Origin of the sequence: Mycobacterium sp., from assembly GCF_032161845.1 — a bacterium.
In the GTDB taxonomy this organism is placed as follows: domain Bacteria; phylum Actinomycetota; class Actinomycetes; order Mycobacteriales; family Mycobacteriaceae; genus Mycobacterium.
In genome coordinates, this window is record NZ_JAVRQA010000038.1 from 1 (window position 1) to 17,018 (window position 17,018).

16 protein-coding genes are annotated in these 17,018 nt (G+C 65.8%); 3 read left to right on the top strand and 13 right to left on the bottom strand.

Annotation, left to right across the window (positions count from 1 at the left end; genetic code table 11):
- Positions 1 to 524, bottom strand: a 524-nt coding sequence (locus tag QOD90_RS02300; protein ID WP_526346269.1) for an aldehyde dehydrogenase family protein, incomplete at its 3' end; no start/stop codon positions are given.
- 116 nt (positions 525 to 640) lie between these two features.
- Between QOD90_RS02300 and QOD90_RS02305 the strand changes: the two genes are divergently transcribed.
- Positions 641 to 1,849 carry a cytochrome P450 gene (locus QOD90_RS02305; RefSeq protein ID WP_526346271.1) on the top strand — a complete coding sequence of 403 codons (1,209 nt, stop codon included), beginning with the start codon at positions 641 to 643 and terminating at the stop codon, positions 1,847 to 1,849.
- A gap of 108 nt (positions 1,850 to 1,957) precedes the next feature.
- On the opposite strand, the gene QOD90_RS02310 is transcribed toward QOD90_RS02305, so the two are convergent.
- Together QOD90_RS02310 and QOD90_RS02315 are read right to left on the bottom strand one after the other, a co-directional pair.
- Positions 1,958 to 2,806, bottom strand: coding sequence for a mycofactocin-coupled SDR family oxidoreductase (locus tag QOD90_RS02310; protein WP_526346273.1), 849 nt, complete (start codon positions 2,804 to 2,806; stop codon positions 1,958 to 1,960).
- 19 nt (positions 2,807 to 2,825) lie between these two features.
- On the bottom strand, positions 2,826 to 4,289 hold the full coding sequence (locus QOD90_RS02315; RefSeq protein ID WP_526346296.1) for an aldehyde dehydrogenase family protein: 1,464 nt from the start codon (positions 4,287 to 4,289) through the stop codon (positions 2,826 to 2,828).
- Positions 4,290 to 4,449: 160 nt separating this feature from the next.
- Here QOD90_RS02315 and QOD90_RS02320 point away from each other — a divergent pair, with 160 nt between their 5' ends.
- Positions 4,450 to 5,598: a thiolase family protein gene (locus QOD90_RS02320; RefSeq protein WP_526346275.1), complete on the top strand. Its 1,149-nt coding sequence runs from the start codon at positions 4,450 to 4,452 to the stop codon at positions 5,596 to 5,598.
- A gap of 78 nt (positions 5,599 to 5,676) precedes the next feature.
- On the opposite strand, the gene QOD90_RS02325 is transcribed toward QOD90_RS02320, so the two are convergent.
- From QOD90_RS02325 to QOD90_RS02360, 8 genes are all read right to left on the bottom strand, one after another.
- Positions 5,677 to 6,858 (bottom strand): acyl-CoA dehydrogenase family protein, encoded by a 1,182-nt coding sequence (locus tag QOD90_RS02325; protein WP_526346277.1) that lies wholly within the window; start codon positions 6,856 to 6,858, stop codon positions 5,677 to 5,679.
- Positions 6,859 to 6,867: 9 nt separating this feature from the next.
- Complete coding sequence (locus tag QOD90_RS02330; RefSeq protein ID WP_526346278.1) at positions 6,868 to 7,911, bottom strand: acyl-CoA dehydrogenase family protein; 1,044 nt, start codon at positions 7,909 to 7,911, stop codon at positions 6,868 to 6,870.
- A 2-nt stretch (positions 7,912 to 7,913) separates the two neighbouring features.
- Positions 7,914 to 8,741 carry an amidohydrolase family protein gene (locus tag QOD90_RS02335; protein WP_526346280.1) on the bottom strand — a complete coding sequence of 276 codons (828 nt, stop codon included), beginning with the start codon at positions 8,739 to 8,741 and terminating at the stop codon, positions 7,914 to 7,916.
- Positions 8,738 to 10,360: an AMP-binding protein gene (locus QOD90_RS02340; protein ID WP_526346282.1), complete on the bottom strand. Its 1,623-nt coding sequence runs from the start codon at positions 10,358 to 10,360 to the stop codon at positions 8,738 to 8,740. Before QOD90_RS02340 ends, QOD90_RS02335 begins: the two co-directional genes overlap by 4 nt.
- A complete protein-coding gene (locus QOD90_RS02345) occupies positions 10,361 to 11,584 on the bottom strand; it encodes an amidohydrolase family protein (RefSeq protein WP_526346284.1) in 1,224 nt (407 codons plus the stop codon).
- A gap of 25 nt (positions 11,585 to 11,609) precedes the next feature.
- Positions 11,610 to 12,428, bottom strand: a complete 819-nt coding sequence (locus QOD90_RS02350) for an enoyl-CoA hydratase (RefSeq protein ID WP_526346286.1) — start codon at positions 12,426 to 12,428, stop codon at positions 11,610 to 11,612.
- A gap of 93 nt (positions 12,429 to 12,521) precedes the next feature.
- Positions 12,522 to 13,529, bottom strand: coding sequence for a dihydrodipicolinate synthase family protein (locus QOD90_RS02355; RefSeq protein WP_526346288.1), 1,008 nt, complete (start codon positions 13,527 to 13,529; stop codon positions 12,522 to 12,524).
- A 65-nt stretch (positions 13,530 to 13,594) separates the two neighbouring features.
- Positions 13,595 to 14,356, bottom strand: coding sequence for an enoyl-CoA hydratase/isomerase family protein (locus QOD90_RS02360; protein WP_526346298.1), 762 nt, complete (start codon positions 14,354 to 14,356; stop codon positions 13,595 to 13,597).
- Between the two features lie 275 nt (positions 14,357 to 14,631).
- Here QOD90_RS02360 and QOD90_RS02365 point away from each other — a divergent pair, with 275 nt between their 5' ends.
- Entirely contained in the window at positions 14,632 to 15,384 is a 753-nt protein-coding gene (locus tag QOD90_RS02365) for a TetR/AcrR family transcriptional regulator (RefSeq protein ID WP_526346290.1), read from the top strand.
- 9 nt (positions 15,385 to 15,393) lie between these two features.
- On the opposite strand, the gene QOD90_RS02370 is transcribed toward QOD90_RS02365, so the two are convergent.
- Positions 15,394 to 16,569, bottom strand: a complete 1,176-nt coding sequence (locus tag QOD90_RS02370) for a thiolase family protein (RefSeq protein ID WP_526346292.1) — start codon at positions 16,567 to 16,569, stop codon at positions 15,394 to 15,396.
- 94 nt (positions 16,570 to 16,663) lie between these two features.
- On the bottom strand, positions 16,664 to 17,018 hold a 355-nt coding region (locus QOD90_RS02375; RefSeq protein ID WP_526346294.1), incomplete at its 5' end, for an enoyl-CoA hydratase-related protein.

The window sequence follows — 17,018 nt, forward strand, 5'->3', positions numbered from 1 at the left end:
TCGGGCCCACCGGTGGCGACGCTGAGTTCGTCGGCGGCGAAGTACCTGGGCACCGCGTCCTTCATGAGTTCCGCAGTGCGCGGGGTGATCTCGGACATCTTGATCATCACGCGGTTACCCGCGGCGAATGCCGCGGCAGCGGGTAGCACGACGAGGTTGAGCGGAAAGTTCCACGGTCCGATGATGCCGACCACGCCCAGCGGTGCCGACTCGACCTCGGCCCGCAAGCCAAAGAGCCTGGCGCCGCGCATGATTCTGGCGGGCCGCATCCACTCGGCGACGTGGGACCTGGTGTGCTCGATCACCGGGATCATCCCGACGACCTCGGTGAACAACGACGCGGCTCGGGACCGCGTGCCGAAGTCCGCGGCCATCGCGTCGACGAAGGCATCGGTGTTGTCGAGGACCAGGGCCAGCAGCCGGTCGATGCGGTTTCGCCGCAGCGTGACGTTCGCCGGTCCGTCGGCGACGAAGGCCCGGCGTTGACTGTTCAGGATCGCACCCAGTTCCTCGACGGTACTCATCTCACCTCCGTGGTCGGCGAATGACTTCGACAGGGCTGACGGATACTATACTGTAATCTTTACAGTAGTAGTCTACTGAGGCGTCGTCCGACCTCGTTCCCGCCCGGAGAGGTGCCGTGGAAACCGAAGCGCAGGCTGACCCCACCCCCGACGAACGGACCCGTCGCATCCGCGATCCGTATCCGTTCTTCGCAGAAAGGCGCAAGCAAGGCGGCGTCTTTCGCGGCAGCGTGATGGACTACTCCAAGACGCCGGAAAGCATGCGGCCCAAGGAGACCTACGCCGCGATGTCGTTCGACGCGGTGAACACCGTGTTCCGCGACGGCAAGCTCTTCAACTCCGCGATGTACGACGCCACGATCGGCCTCTTCATCGGGCCGACGATCCTCGCCATGGGCGGGACGACGCATCGCCAGCACCGCAACCTGGTCTCGGCCGCGTTCAAGTCGCGGTCGTTGGCGCGGTGGGAGCCCGAGATCGTGCGCCCCATCGTCAACGCCCTGATCGACGAGTTCATCGACACGGGCGAGACCGACCTGATCAAGAACTTCACCTTCGAGTATCCGACCAGGGTCATCGCGACACTGCTGGGGTTGCCGTCGGAGGACCTGGCCACCTTCCGGCAACGGGCCGTCGACCTGATCAGCTACACGGTGAAGCACGAGCAGGCGTTCGAATCGTCTGCGGCACTGAAGGATTACTTCCTGGCACAGATGGAGGCCAGGAAGAACAACCCGACCGAGGACATCATCGGTGATCTCGTCACTGCGGAGATCGATGGCGAGAAGCTCACCGACGAAGCGATCTACTCGTTCCTCCGCCTGCTGCTTCCCGCCGGTTTGGAGACCACCTACCGATCCTCGGGCAATCTCCTGTACCTGCTGCTCACCCATGCCGAGCAATTCGCGGCGGTCCAGCACGACCACGAGCTGATCGGTCCCGCCATCGAGGAGGGCCTGCGGTTCGAGACGCCGTTGACCACCGTTCAACGCTTCACGTCGGAGGACACCACGCTCGATGGTGTCCATATTCCGGCGAAGGCGGTGGTCGACGTCTGCATGGGGTCGGCGAACCGGGACGAAACGCGGTGGGAGCGGGCCGAGGAGTTCGACATCTTCCGCAAGCGCACCCCCCACCTCAGCTTCGCGGCAGGCGAACACACGTGCCTTGGCCTTCATCTGGCCCGTCTCGAGACCCGCGTCGCAGTGGAGTGCCTCCTGAGCCGGCTCACCAACATCCGGCTGCTCGACGACGGCGATCCACACATTCACGGTCAGCCGTTCCGCTCACCGAACGTGTTGCCGGTGACCTTCGACCCCCGCTGACGTCAACTCACCTCGTCGCCTCCGCGAGAGTGAATCTGGCGACGTTCTGGTGCGAATTTCGTCGTGACGTTCACAGTCGCGGGCCCGCCGCCCGGCGGCGCGCCGACCTCAACCCTTCCAGGGCACCGACTTGACGTAACCGCCTGCGTCGATGCGCAACTGGGTTCCGGTGATGTAGCGCGACGAGTCACTGGCCAGGAACACCACCGCATCCGAGACGTCCTGCGGTTCGATGTACGGAATCGGCATCGCCTGCATCGCCGGAAACGCCATCTCGGCATCCTCGCGGGTCGGCGACTTCAGGTCCGGTCGGAACACCTGGTAGAGCCCGTCGTTGTGCAGCATGTCGGTGTTGACGTTGGTCGGGTGAACCGCATTGACGCGAATCATCCGCTTGGCCAATTGGATCGACAGATCGTTCACGTAGCGGGCGACGATCTGCTTGGACAAGCTGTACGCCGACCCTCCCGGCCCCTGGTTCGTCGCGCTACCCAGCTGTGCGGCAAGCGATCCCGTCGCGATGATCGACCCACCGTCGGCGATGTGCGGCAGGCTGGCCTGGATCACGTTGAAGACGCCGACGAGGTCGGTGTCGATGGTGTCCGACCAAGACTGAATAGTCTGGCCCTTGCCCATCGCGCAGATGCCAGCATTGGCCACGACGACGTCGAGGCCACCCAACTCGGCGACGCCGTCGGCGATCGCCTTCCACACCGCGCTTCGCTCCCGCACGTCGACGATGACGGTGTGGCACCGCACCGCCTCCTTCTCGACCATGCGAGCCGTCTCGTCGAGGTCCTCCGGTCGCGACAGTGGGTACGTGCTGCCCTCCATGTCCGCACAGATGTCGAGGGCGACGATGCTCGCCCCCTCCGCTGCGAGGTTGACCGCGTGCGAACGTCCCTGCCCGCGCGCCGCGCCCGAGACCACTGCGACCTTGCCGTCCAGCTTGCCCATTTTCCTACGTGCCCTTCGTTCAGTTCTGCCGGGGCGTCCGGCAGGCGATCGTCTTGGTCTCCAGGTACTGCTCGAAACCCTCGATGCCACATTGGCGTCCGATCCCGGAGTTCTTGTATCCACCGAATGGCGCATCGGCGCCGTAGAACATGCCGCCGTTGACGCCGATCGAGCCCGTCCGAATGCGGCGCGCGATGGCCATGCCGCGTTCGGCCGATCCGGACAACACCGCGCCGGCCAGGCCGAAGGCGCTGTCGTTGGCGATCCGCACCGCCTCGTCGTCGTCGTCGAACGCAAGTATCACCAGCACCGGCCCGAAGATCTCCTCCCGAGCGATCGCCGCCGAGTTGTCGACGCCGACCACCACCGTCGGCTGAACGTAGAAGCCCCCGGCGAGTCCAGCGGGCAGATCGTCGAAGGGGCTCCCGCCCGTGGTGATCTCGGCACCCGCCCGACGCGCCCGATCGCACGCACCCAACACCCGATCGCGTTGCGCGGCACTGATCACCGGGCCGACCAACGTCTGCGCCAGCGCCGGATCGCCGACCGGCACCATGGCGAACGCAGCGGTGACGCTCTCTACCGCCTTGTCGAACAGGGACCGGTGCACCAGCATCCGGGTGGTCAGCGCGCAGGCCTGGCCGGCGTGCACGCACACCCCGACCGCGCTGGCCATCATCTTCGCCGGGTTGACGTCCTCGGTGACGATGAGGGCTGACTTGCCGCCGAGTTCGAGGAAGGTCCGCTTCATGGTCTCGGCACCCTGTCGGATCAACAGCTTGCCGACGGCGGTGGAGCCGGTGAAGGAGATCATGTCCACCCGCGGGTCGGTGGCGAGCAGTTCGGCGACGTCGTTGGCGGGTGTCGGCACGACGTTCAGCACGCCGGGCGGGATGTCGGTGTGTTCGGCGGCGAGCCTGCCCAATCGGGTGGCGTTCCACGGCGTATGGGGATCGGGCTTGAGGATGACCGTGTTGCCTGCGGCGAGGGCTGGTCCCAGCTTGTTGAGGATGACTTCGACGGGAAAGTTCGACGGGGTGATTGCGCCGACCACCCCGACGGGTTCCTTGACGACGGTGCGGACGTTCCGTTCGCCGAACAGCCCGCCGCCGTCGAGCACTCGTTCCCAGTCGAACGTGTCGATGAGTCGCGCTGGGTAACGCAGGGATTCGGCCAACGGCCAGTCCAGTTGAGCGGTCGTGATCGTCATCTCCGGACAGCCGACCTCGGCGATGAGTTCCTCACGCAACTGGTCGCGCTCGGCCTCGATCGCGGCTTGCAGCTGTTCGAGGCACCGTTTGCGTAACGCGCCGTTGGTCGCCCAATCGGTGTCGTCGAACGCACGACGTGCCGCACCGATCGCTCGCCCCATGTCCGAAGGACCCGCCGCGGAAGTGGCGCCAAGCACCAAACCGGTTGCCGGGCTGATGTTGTCGAACTCAGCGCCCGACTCGGCAGCAACCAGTTCGCCATCGATGAGCATCCGCGCCTCGGCATGCTGGGCCGCGCGCCGTCCGATCTCGATACTGGGCGCCGCCTGACGAAACGAGGGTTCGTGAACGATCACCTGGACTAGGTTACTGTAAGAGTTACAGTTGGCGTCGGTATTGGATCACGGTATTGGATCAGGAAGGCCTCACACCATGACTAACGACGTCGCCATCATCGGCGTGGGCATGCACCCCTTCGGCCGATTCGATGGCAAGTCCGCGATGGAGATGGCCGTCGACGCGATCTTCGCCGCGGTCGCCGACGCCGGCGTCGAATGGAAGGACGTCGGCGCCGCCGCTGGTGGAAGTTGGACCGTGGCCAACCCCGACGCCATCGTCGCCATGGTGGGACTGACGGGCATCCCCTTCACCAATGTCTTCAACGCGTGCGCAACGGCGGCCAGCGCGGCCAAGACGTGTGCCGACGGAATTCGGCTCGGCGACTACGACATCGGTATCGCGGTCGGTCTTGACAAGCATCCACGGGGCGCCTTCACCGAAGACCCCGCGCTCGTCGGCATGCCGCGCTGGTACGCCGAGAACGGTCAGTACCTCACCACCCAGTTCTTCGGCATGAAGGCCAACCGCTACCTGCACGACCACGGCATCTCCCAGGCGACCCTGGCCAAGGTGGCCGCGAAGAACTTCCGCAATGGCGCCCTGAACCCGAATGCGTTCCGCCGCAAACCGATCTCCGAGGAGGAGATTCTCAACTCGCCGATGCTGAACTACCCGCTGACGCAATACATGTTCTGCGCACCGGACGAGGGTGCCGCCGCGGTCGTCATGTGCCGCGCGGACATCGCGCACCGCTACACGAGCACACCCGTTTATCTGCGGGCCGTCGAGATCCGCACCCGCCGGTACGGCGCCTATGAGGTCAACACCACCTGCGCGCCCGTCGAAGAGGACGCGTCGCCGACGGTGTATGCATCGAAGGCGGCGTTCGAAAGCGCCGGTGTAGCACCGGAGGACGTCGACGTCGTGCAATTGCAGGACACCGACGCCGGTGCCGAGATCATCCACATGGCAGAAGCCGGCTTCTGCGCCGACGGCGATCAGGAGAAGCTGCTCGCCGACGGCGCCACCGAGATCGGCGGCTCGCTGCCGGTCAACACCGACGGCGGGCTGATCGCCAACGGCGAGCCCATCGGCGCGTCCGGCCTACGACAGATCCACGAGCTGGTCCTGCAACTGCGTGGGCAGGCCGGCGAGCGGCAGGTTCCCGGCAATCCACGGGTCGGGTTCGCCCAGCTCTACGGCGCGCCGGGTACCGCCGGCGCAACCATCGTCACGTTGTAACACCCCGGAGGAGACGAACCCGTGAAGCCACTCGCCAACCCCGAGCCCGGGGCGAAGGATCCGCCCGCCCTGGCCAGGTCACTTCGCCGGTGAGTAATTGGGCTTACCCAAGCCAAGCATGTACTGCGCGATCATGTTCCTGAACACCTCGAGCGTCCCGCCGTAGATGCCCACCAACGGCGCAAACCGGAACACGTACTCGGCGGCGCCGTCGTCGATGGCACCGTCGGCATCGACGGGGAGCGCGGCAGCGGCTCCCAGGATGTCCATCAACTCCGGGGACACGTCGCGCATCGCCTGGGCCAGCGCCACGCGGCCGAAGATGTTGGGCGTGCTGATCGCCACCTCCATCCTGGCGATGCTGCGTCCCAGGCGATAGGCGACCGACCGGTCGTCGACGGGCCTGCGACCGTGGGCATCCGGTGTACCCACGACAGCCGCCGCCTTGTCGCAGGCGGTGACCATGAACCCGCCCTGATGCATCATGATCGAAACATCCTGCAGGCCATCGGCACTCGCGTCGACCGCGCCGTGCTCGGCGTTCAAGGGTTCCCGCAACACCGTCCAGCCACCGTTCACCTCGCCGAGGCGGTACTTGTCGTCGACACGGACGTCGCTGTAGTACACGATGTTGGTGCGGTCGCCGTCGACGGTGCGGATGCCCTGGATCTCGATGCCGGGCAGATCCAGCGGCACCAGGAACATGGTGAGGCTCTTGTGTTTCCGCGCATCGGGGTCGGTGTTGGTGATCAGGAAGACGTATTGGCAGATGTGTGCGCCCGTGGTGAACATCTTCGACCCGTTGATCACCCAGGAGTCCCCGTCTCGCACCGCGCGGGTCTTGCACGTCGCGATGTCCGAGCCGCCGTCGGGCTCGGTGTATCCGAGGCAGAGCCGGACACGGCCGCTGAAGACGCCGGCCAGCACCTCGTCTCGAATCTCGGCGCTGGCGAACTTGGCCACCGACTTCGCGATCATCGACGTGGTGCCCGCCGTCACCCACGGCACGTGGTGCCGCCGCTTCTCGAGTTGCCAGAGCCGGTTGCGCACCCTGCTGAACCCGCCGTCGGATTCGGACCGCCATTCACCGGAGATGTAGCCCGCCGCGCCGAGCGCGAGGTGGACGCCTTCGTCGAAGTTGTCCCCCGTCTCGCGATCCCGCCGCAGCACGTCCTCGGTCACCTGGCTCGACAGCATGGCACGGGCCTCGTCGAGGAAGGTCTGGTCCTCGTCGGACAGTTCAACTCGTGAGAAGTCCATCTCGTCTCCCTAGCGGCTCTCGCGGGCGGCGACGATCTCGGCGATCTGGATCGCGGCCGCGCCGGGATCACCACCGGCCAACGGCCATCCTCTGGCCCTGACCAGGTATGCCGTCGCCGCGGCCTCCGCCGAAACGCCAAGTCCACCTTGGATGTGGACGGCCATCGTCGCTGCCTTGGCCGCCTCTTCGGCCATGAATACGAACGCCGAGGGGCCCAGTTCGGGCCGCTCGGCGGGTTCGTTGTCCAGGTACCAGGCGGCCCGCCTGGCCAGCGCTCGACCGCCTTGCACGACGATCGCCATGTTCGCCAGCGGATGCGAAATGCCTTGCAAAGTCGAGATGGGTACCCCGAGGGTGTAACGGTTCTTGGCGAATTCGGCCGCGATCGTCATCGTCTCTTCGACGAGCCCGGCCAGCGCGGCAGCAGTCAGAAGTCGCCACTCATCGAGTGCGAGTTGGTAACTCGCCAGGGCATCGGGGCCGCTACCCAGCACGGCACGGCTGTCCGCGGTGGCCGGGTCGACCCATGCCATCGGCAACTTGCCGATGTTGTCCACCCGGGTAGGGCGGGTGTCGAACCCAATGAGCACGACGTCATCACCGTCGCGCAGCACGATCCGGTCGGCGACCGAACCCGACGGGATCAGCCTCGAGCCCGCGGAGCTGTCGATCGCGGCATCGAGACCAACGATCTGCTCACCGGTGACGATCTGGCCGCCGCCGTCCAACGCTCCAAGGCGCGCCACCAACCTGGCCGCGCAGACGTGGTCGATCCACGGGACCGGAGCCAGCGACCGACCCACCTCCTCCGCGACCAGCGTCAGATCCACCAGGGTGGCACCGTCGCCACCGACCGATTCCGGCAATGCCATCGTCGTTGCGCCCGTGGCGCACAACCGCTCCCACAAACTCTTGTCGAAGCCGCTCACCTCGGCTGCCCGCACCGCTTCGATCGAGCAGTTGGCCTTGAAGAACTTCTGGTAGGCCGACTGCAGGTCGGTCTGGTCCTCGGAAAGACTGTAGTCCTCCCTGCGCAACTCGTAGCGATCCATGCTCACTCCTCGGGCGTGCCGAAGAAGAACTCCTCGGCGTTGTTGTAGAGATAGTTCTCGAGGACCTCTGGCGGCAGGTCCAGCGCGAGCGCCTCCGGTACCACGCGGCTCATCCGAAGCACCGGCCAGTCGGACGCAAAGATCACCTTCTTCGGCCCACGGGTACGCATGTAGTGAAGGAGACTGTCCGGCAGCCGCTTCGGCGACCACGCCGACGTCATCAACCGCAAATTCTCGTACTTGATCAGCAGCCGGATCGCGACGTCCCACCAGGGGTCGGCGCCGTGGATCATGCACAGCTTCAACTCGGGGAAGCGTACGCACACCCGGTCCAGATGAATCGGGTTCTGCACCTCGCCGGGGATGGGCGGCCCTGGCAGACCGGTGTTGACGCAGAGCGGCAGGCCCGTCTCGGCACACTTCGTGTACAGCGGGTAGTAGACGGCGTCGCTCGGCGGATATTGGCCATCACCCCAAAAGCTGGGTCCCACAACGGCGTAGGCGACCGGCAGGTCCTTCACGACGGCGGTCAACTCCCTCAGCGATGGCATCGGCCGCAGCAGGTTCACCCCGCCCATCGCGAGCGAAAACTTGTCCGGCCTGGCCTCGACGAACTTTCGCGCCGTCACCGACGGCTTGGCCAGGTTGTCCATCAGGATCGCCTTGGTGACTCCGTTGGCGTCCATCTCCTCGAGAAGTTCGCCGAGGTCGACGGGATCGAACATCGACTTCGGGCCCTTGAAGTAGTCCTCCCGCACCCTCGTCATGAAGGCCGGTTGCTCGTCCGTCTCACCGAAGTGGACGTTGACCAGACAGTCGATGCCGGTCACGTCGGCAGCACCGCGCGGCCCGCCGCTTCGCTCTTCGCCCAGCGGTAATCGGCCTTTCCGTTGCCAAGCCTGCGCACCCTTTCTACGAAGAGGAACTCCTTGGGCGCCTTGAACCGGGCCAGGTGCGCGACGCAGTCGGCGTGCAAGCCTTCTGGCGTTACCGCCGCCGCGGGGTGGGCTTCGACCAGTGCCACGATCTCCTGGCCCCACCGTTCGCTGTCACGACCGACCACCAGTGCATCAACCACCCCGGGGTGCGCGCGCAGCACTCCTTCGACCTCTTCGACGAACACCTTCTCCCCGCCGGTGTTGATGACCAGGGAGTCGCGGCCGAAGAGTCTCAGCGTGCCGTCTGCCTCGATCGACGCCCGGTCCCCGGAGATGACGACCCGGTGGCCGTCGACCTCGGGAAAGGTCCGCCGGGTGGCCTCTTCGTCGTTGAAGTACCCGAGTGGGATGCGGCCGTTGCGCGCAACCCAGCCCACCTCGTCCTCACCTGCCTCGAGGAACCGCGTGTAGTCCGCGGAGAGCACCAGTCCACCGTCGCGCAACTCGAAGGTGTCCTTCCGTTCCCCGCGCTGACTGCGCCCGAAGCCCATGTTCCCCGTCTCCGACGACCCGTACCCATTGATTATGGTGATCTGCGGAATGTACTCCAGCAGCGCCGCTTGATGTTTCGGGTTGGTCGCGGCCCCTCCGGTGCCGATGGCGAACATCGCCGAGAGATCGTAGGGCCGCCGGGCCAGTTCCTCGACCAGCGGAGCGGCGTAGGCGTCGCCGACCATGGTCATGAGCCCGACTCGGTGGCGTTCGGCGGTTTCGAGCACCGTGCGCGGATCGAACTTGTTCTTCGTGTCGTAGAGGACCGTGGTCTGACCGCTCAGCACCGCGGAGAACGCCGTCCACATCCCGGCCGCGTGCATCAGTGGGGATACGGCAAACCACGGGGGCCCGGCATGACGTACCTTGTCGTGGATCTCGTCCACCGCGGCGTGGTCGGCACCGTTCATCGACGAGACGTAGATGTCGCCTTGGCGCCAGAGCACGCCCTTGGGGCGACCCGTCGTGCCTCCGGTGCAGATCATCAGCAGATCGTCGGCGGATGGGGCGATGTCCTGGTCGGAATCGCCTTGGGCTAGCGCATCGTCGAGCGAGATCGCGCCGGCGAGCAATGGGGCGTCACTTCCATCGTCGACGGAGATGAGGAGGTCCGCGCTGTCCGGCGGGAGCACGTCGGCGAACTTGGCGCCAAGGGAGCGGTGATAGATGACGACCCGCGGCGTGACGTAGTCGAGCAGTTCGGATACTTCACGAGGGGTGTAGTAGTGGTTGACGTTCACCGGGACGGTCCGGGCCTTGAGGCATCCGATGACTGCGTCCGGGTACAGATCGTTGTGCATGACGAGTGCCACGCGATCCTGCCCGCATTCCCACCGTTCGAGGGACCCGCGGTCGCTACATGCGCCAAAGCCGTTGCTGGCCAGGAAGTTCGCCAGCCGACGCGTGCGGTCCCCCGTGTCGGCGAAGGTGCTGGTGCGGTCACCGCACACCGTCATCGGCCGGTCCGGGATGACGGTTGCAATGGCGTCAAGAACGGCGCCGATCGTCCACTCCCTCATCTAGCTGGCCGCGGGGACGCCGACGCCAAGGAGGTCGAGGGCGTTGTCCCGCATGACCTTCCGGGTGTCTTCGGCACTGAACTCCGGGAACTGGGGAATGTCGGCGGTGAACGTCATCGGGTCCGCGAGGCCTTCGCCGTGCGGCCAGTCCGACCCGAAGAGGATCTTGTCGACGCCGATCGTGTCGGCGAGCAGCTTCACGTCGTCCTCGTAGTACGGCGCGATCCACACGTTGTTGCGGATCTGCTCCACCGGATCCTGTTTGAAGTGGTGCGGCGCCGTGTTGGCGGCCTTCTTCAGCCGCTTGATCAACCGGTACACGAAGAAGGAGCCGTTCTCGATGCTGGCCACCTTCAACGCCGGATGACGGGTGAACACCTGGTGCACGACCATCGATGCCATCGTGTCGTGGATCGCCCGATCGTCGAGCAGGATCTGGTCGAGGGGGTCCTTCTTGCCGAAGCCCTCGAACTTCGCCTGGCCGCCCCACAGCGCCGCGATCGCGAGATAGCCGCTGTCGCTGAGGTGGAAGCCAACTGGGACACCGGCTTCGGCCAATCGCGCCCAGACGGGGTCGTGCAACCGGTCGCCGAGCGATCGGGGCTTGACCACACCGGGCACCGGTGCGGGGCGCACCAGTACCATCTTCGCACCGCGGGCCAGGACGAACTCGACCTCGTCGACCGCCTTGTCCGGATCCGCCAGCGAGATGATGGGCGCCGCGACGATCCGGTGATCCGGCCGGTCGAATCCCCAGTCCTCATCGAGCCAGAGGTTGAAGGCATGCACCGACGCCATCGTCGCGTCGATGTCGGCCTTGAGCGCCTCTTCGACGCCGCACGCGAACGTGGGCAACATGAACACCGTTTCGAGGTTCTGCCGGTCGAGGACCTTCACCCGCGCATCGCGGTTTTGGTACTCGGGATGGTTCGCCATCCGGTCGACCTTCATCAACGAGGCCGGGTCGACGCCCTCGGGGATTTCGCCGCGGAACAGCAGGTCCAGACAACCCGGCTCGATGATCGGGTCGAAGGTCGGGTTGGGGATGAAGTGGTTCACCTCACCACCCATGACCGCGAAGGTGCGCTTGCCTTCGGTGAGCATCTGCACACCGCGGCGCTTGAACTCCTTGGGCAGGTGGCGGGTGAACGAATCGACCGGCTCGTAGTAGTGGTTGTCGACGTCGATCGCCCGGTAGTCCAGCGTCTTGCCTTCCAAAGTCATTGTGCTGTCCGTCCTTTCAGTCCGGTCACTCGCAGAGCGGGGGGAAGTTCGGCGGGCGCTTCTCGAAGAAGGCGGTGATGCCCTCGATGAAGTCGGGGCGGCCCATCGACTCGTGCATGAGTTTCTCGGCGTCCGCACTGACGTCGACGAGGTCACGCTGCGCATCGTCGTAGACCTGACGCTTGATCACCGCCATCGAACTGGGTGCGCAATTCGCCGCCAGATCCTCGGCATAGCTCACTGCGTGCGCCATCAGGTCCTCCGGCGCGACGACGGCCTTGACGAGTCCGAGTTCCGCGGCCTCCTCGGCGTGAAAGGTCCGACCGCTCAACAGCAGATCGAGCGCAACGCTGTGGCCCACCACGCGCGGCAGGATCCAGGAGATGCCGTACTCCGCGATGAGGCCGCGGCGTGAGAAGGCGGTCGTGATCTTGGCGCCCGCGGCGGCGAACCGCACGTCGCACATCAAGGCTTGAGTCAGGCCGATGCCCGCGCAGGCGCCGTTGATGGCGGCGACGGTCGGCTTGCGCAAACCGGTGACGAAGTGCGGGTGGCGCTCGCCGACAAGTGCCGTGACGTCGGTGTCGCCGTCCCCGATACTGGCCCCGCCGATGCTCCCGCCGTCACCCATGTCGGCGCCTGCACAAAACGCCCGACCGCTACCCGTCAGGATGATCACCCGCACCGACGGGTCCGCCTCGGCGCGGTCCATGCACCGGTAGAACTCCGACGCCAGACCGCCACCCCACGCGTTGAGCCGGTCGGGTCGATTCAGCGTGACCACGGCGACGCCGGTTGGGCGCACGTCGTAGAGCACGGGGCTCTTCTGATCGGGGACGGTCAATGGGCCAGCCTTACCTGCTCGAATCGGTTCCCAACTGCACGTATGGAGATACTGTACACCTATCGGTATCTCTTTCCGCAACGCGTTCGAGGCTCATCCGTCGATCAGTCCCAGGCTCTGGTAGGCCTCGCGGATCTGGCGTTTCGCGACCTCTGGGAGGACCGCTTGCGGGGCTCGGGAATGCGGGTGATCGCCGATCGGCAGGCCGAGCACCGACGCCGCGTACTTGAAGGCGCCGCCCCAGTGGGTGAAGTACTCCGGGCGGCCCGGATAGCAGGTATACCAAGGACCCCGATCGAGCTCGAACTGATCCATGCCCGTCACCCGCGCGTGGTCCATGGCGTCGATCAGCTTGCCGTCCCACACCAGGTTCCAGTACTCGGTGAAGATCCGACGCTCGGGCGTCTCCATCAGGTAGCCGGCGGTGCCCAGTTGGGCCGCGCACACGATGCCGTCGCGGAGCCACCCGGCGCGGTAGACCGTGGTGTCGCACTCCCAGATCTGCAATTCGGGTGCCAACTCGTGCAAGCGGCGGCTGTTCGCCGGACGGAATGCGCCCTCCTTGGTGGCGCAAACGGCGGGAATTTCGGTCGCGATGCGTGCGCTCTCCACCGCCGTCAGCACGTAACCCGACGACGGCGAGTTGAACATGCCAAGCGCGATGTCGGTGCGGTCGGCGATGTAGCGGAAGAAGTTGAGAACGCCTTCACCGCCGTGGGTTTCCATGACGGGCGTCTGGATGTACACGATGTCCGCGCCGGCCTCCTGGGCGTGCCTGGTCAGATCCAGGCAGTCCTTCGCGGCCATCGCCGACGTGCAGGACTGAATCACCACGTCGGGGTTTACCGCGCGGGCTTCGGAGATCGCCACCTCGAGCAGACGCTTGCGCTCGGCAAGAGTCAACGCCCAGAATTCCGACAAACCGCTGGTGCACCAAAGCATTTCGTGGCCGAGGGCACCGACGCAGTGCCGCACCAACGTGCGGTAGGCATCCCAATCGATGTCATCGCCGTCGGTTCCGCAGAACGGCGTGTAGAGCGAGTCGCCGATACCGCGCAGCCCGTGTCGCGCCCAGTCGCGCGCTTCCTTCGCCGTCGCCATCTTCTCGCTCCCTTGCGGTGGGAAGTCTCAGGTGGAGTCGCTGGGCGCGGCCCGATGGGCGAGCGTCAGGAACCGGTCCAGTTCGGCGCCCGTTTCTCCGCGAACGCCGTCGCACCCTCCATGGCGTCCTTCGACGTGAACACCGGCATGATGAGTTCCTGCTGCTTGCGCCACATCTCCTCTTCACTCCACCCCGCGGACTTGACGATGACCTCCTTGGTCACCGCGACCGCCAACGGCCCGTTGGCAGAAATGCGCTCGGCCAGAGCCAGTGCCCCCGCGAGCGCTTCACCCGGTTCGGTGAGCACGTTGACGAAACCCCACTGAGCTGCCTGCTCGGCGGTGAAGCTCTCGCCGGTCAGCGCCAGTTCGAGGGCCTTCTGGTACGGGATCCGATGTGGCAGTCGCAGCAGCCCACCGCCCGCGGCCACCAGGCCGCGCTTGACCTCGGGGATGCCGAACTTGGCCACCTTCGACGCCACCACCAGATCGGTCGCCAGCACGATCTCGGTGCCGCCGGCGAGCGCATAACCCTCGACCGCGGCGATCACCGGCTTGCGCGGGGGCCGTTCGGTGAAACCGATGCCGCGTCCGGGAATCGAAGGGACCTCGCCTGCCATGAAGGCCTTGAGATCCATCCCGGCGCAGAAGTTTCCGCCGGCTCCGGTCACGATCGCCACCGACAGTTCGGGGGTGTCGTCCAGCTCGTCCATCGCGTCCGCGAGGCCTTTGGCGACGGCCAGATTGAACGCGTTGCGCGCCTCCGGTCGGTTGATGGTGATGACGATCGTTCGCCCTTGGCGCTCAGTCAAGACTTCGTCGGCCACGTTGCCCCTCTTGCTCATTCGAAAGCTTCCAAACCCGGTACCCGGTGAAACCTACTATAGGCATTTCGGTAGCCCCCGACGGGGCGAATCCGCTGCCCGTCGACGGCCCCGGCCATGGCCCTGACCAGCTGACCCACGAAGTAATCGAATGCCTACCGGTAAGGTTCACGGTAGTGTTGGCGGGGTCGACACGCATTCGTAGGCGCAGCTCGCGGATGCGTTGCCGGTAGATTGTGTTCCGCCGAACCCAGCGAGCGATCCGATGGAGGTGCCACGTGGCCAAGCAAGTAACCGCCGAAAAGCGTCAACGACGCGAACGTGGCTCCATCAATCCCGACGACATCATCAAGGGCGCATTCGAGCTCGCCGAGGCGGTCGGGATCGACAACCTCAGCATGCCGTTGCTCGGCAAGCACCTCGGTGTTGGCGTGACGAGCATCTACTGGTACTTCCGCAAGAAGGACGATCTCCTCAACGCCATGACCGATCGCGCGCTCAAGCAGTACGTGTTCGCGACTCCCTACATCGAAGCCAGCGACTGGCGGGAGACGCTCCGCAACCACGCGCGCGTCATGCGAAAGACGTTCCTGGGCAACCCAATACTGTGTGATCTGATCCTCATCCGATCCGCCCTCAGCCCGCGGGCCGCCAAGCTCGGCGTCGCCGCAGTGGAGAAGGCCATCGAAACCCTCGCCGAGGCCGGGTTATCGCCCGAAGACGCCTTCGACACGTACTCCGCCGTCTCCGTGCACGTCCGCGGATCCGTGGTGCTACAACGCCTCTACGACAAGAACCGGGCAGCTGACGATGCTCCCGGCGACTTCGAGGAGACGATGGTCATCGACCAGGAGACCACCCCGTTGCTGGCCAAGGTCACCAATGAGGGCCACCGGATCGGTGCATCCGACGAGAAGAACTTCGAGTTCGGGCTCGATTGCATCCTGGATCACGCCGAGCGGCTGATCAACGAGGATCCAACGCAGCGCCGCAAGGCGACCACCCCGCGGCGCAAGGCCGGAACCCGCTGAGGTCGGTCCTCAGACCTCGACCACGACGGCGCCACCCTGGCCGCCACCCGCACACATCGCGGCCACGCCGATACCGCCACCACGACGCTGCAGTTCGTAGATCAGAGTGGTCACCATGCGCGCACCGGACGCGGCGATCGGATGGCCGAGGCTGCAGCCGCTGCCGGAGAAGTTCACCAACTCCTCGTCTAACCCGTACTCCTTGCAGGCCGCGATCGGGACCGACGCGAACGCCTCGTTGATCTCCCACAGTGCGACGTCCGACGGCTTCAGGCCTGCGCGGTCGAGCACCTTGCCGATGACCTTCACGGCGCCGAGGCCGGTGTCACGGGGCGGGACACCCGCCGCGCCCCACGCCTTCACAGTGGCCATCACCGCAAGTCCCTCGGCCGAGGCGTAGTCGCGATCGACGACGGCCACGGCGGCACACGCGTCGTTCGTCCCGCTGGCGTTGCCCGCGGTGATCGAGAAGCCCTCGATCTCGGGGTGAATGACCTTGAGTCCGGCCAATTTCTCCGCGGTGGTGTCGCGGCGCGGATGCTCGTCGACGCTGAACTCGATCACCGAGCCGTCCGGCAGTTCGATCTTCAGCGGGATGATCTCGTCGACGAACTTGCCGGCGTCCATCGCGGCGATGGCGCGCTGATGCGATCGGGCCGCCCACGCATCCATCTCCTCGCGGGTGATGCCCATGGCCTGCGCGGTGTTCCACCCGACGGTGATCGACATGTCCTTCGACGGCGCGTCCGGCGTCTCGACATGAGTCGGCGGCATCCACCGCTCCTCGAACTTGAGCTCGGGGCCGGGGATGCGCCAGTTGGTCAGCGGTGTCATCGACAGCGACTGCACGCCACCGGCGATCAGCACCCGCTCCATGCCGGAGCCGATCTGCGCCGACGCGTTGCCGATGGCGGTGAGGCTGCCCGCGCAGTGCCGGTTGACCGACTGGCCTGGCACGTGCGACCACCCAGCGGCGTCCGCGGCGTAACGGGCGAGGTCACCGCCGCCGTAGTGCGATTCGGCGAAGATGATGTCGTCGATGTCGGCCGGGTTGATGCCGGACCGGCGGACGACCTCCGGCAGAACCGTCGTGATCAGCGTCTCGGGGGGCGTGTTGACCAGCGTGCCCTTGAAGGAACGGCCGATCGCGGTCCGGACGGCTCCGACGATGACTGGTGTTGACATATCTCACGACCTCGGATTTTGACGTAGACGACGTTACAAAAGTAGCAGAGATTGTATTGCCAGCAGTAGGTGACCCTAGTCACGAACCGCACGATCACTCCGGCTCGGGCACATGGAAGTGCTCGTCACGCAGCCGGAACGCCTCCTTGGTGCCGTGCCGAGCGCGGGTCTTGACGAAGTTGAACTCGCCCTCGGCGAACTGCAGGTTGGTGCCGTAGGCGTGGAACAGATAGCTGGCCACCTCTTCGCCCTGGTAGGCCTGGCTCTGCTCGACGAGCCGGAACGCCTCCTTGGCGATCACCACTCCGTCGGCGGGCATCTTGGCCGCCTTCTCGGCCCAGTACCTGGCGCGCGCGGCGACCCGGCCGGGGTCACACGTCTCGGTGAAGACGCCGAGGTGTTCGACCTCGGCCGCCTCGATGATGTCCCCGGTCAGCAGCATCCGCCGC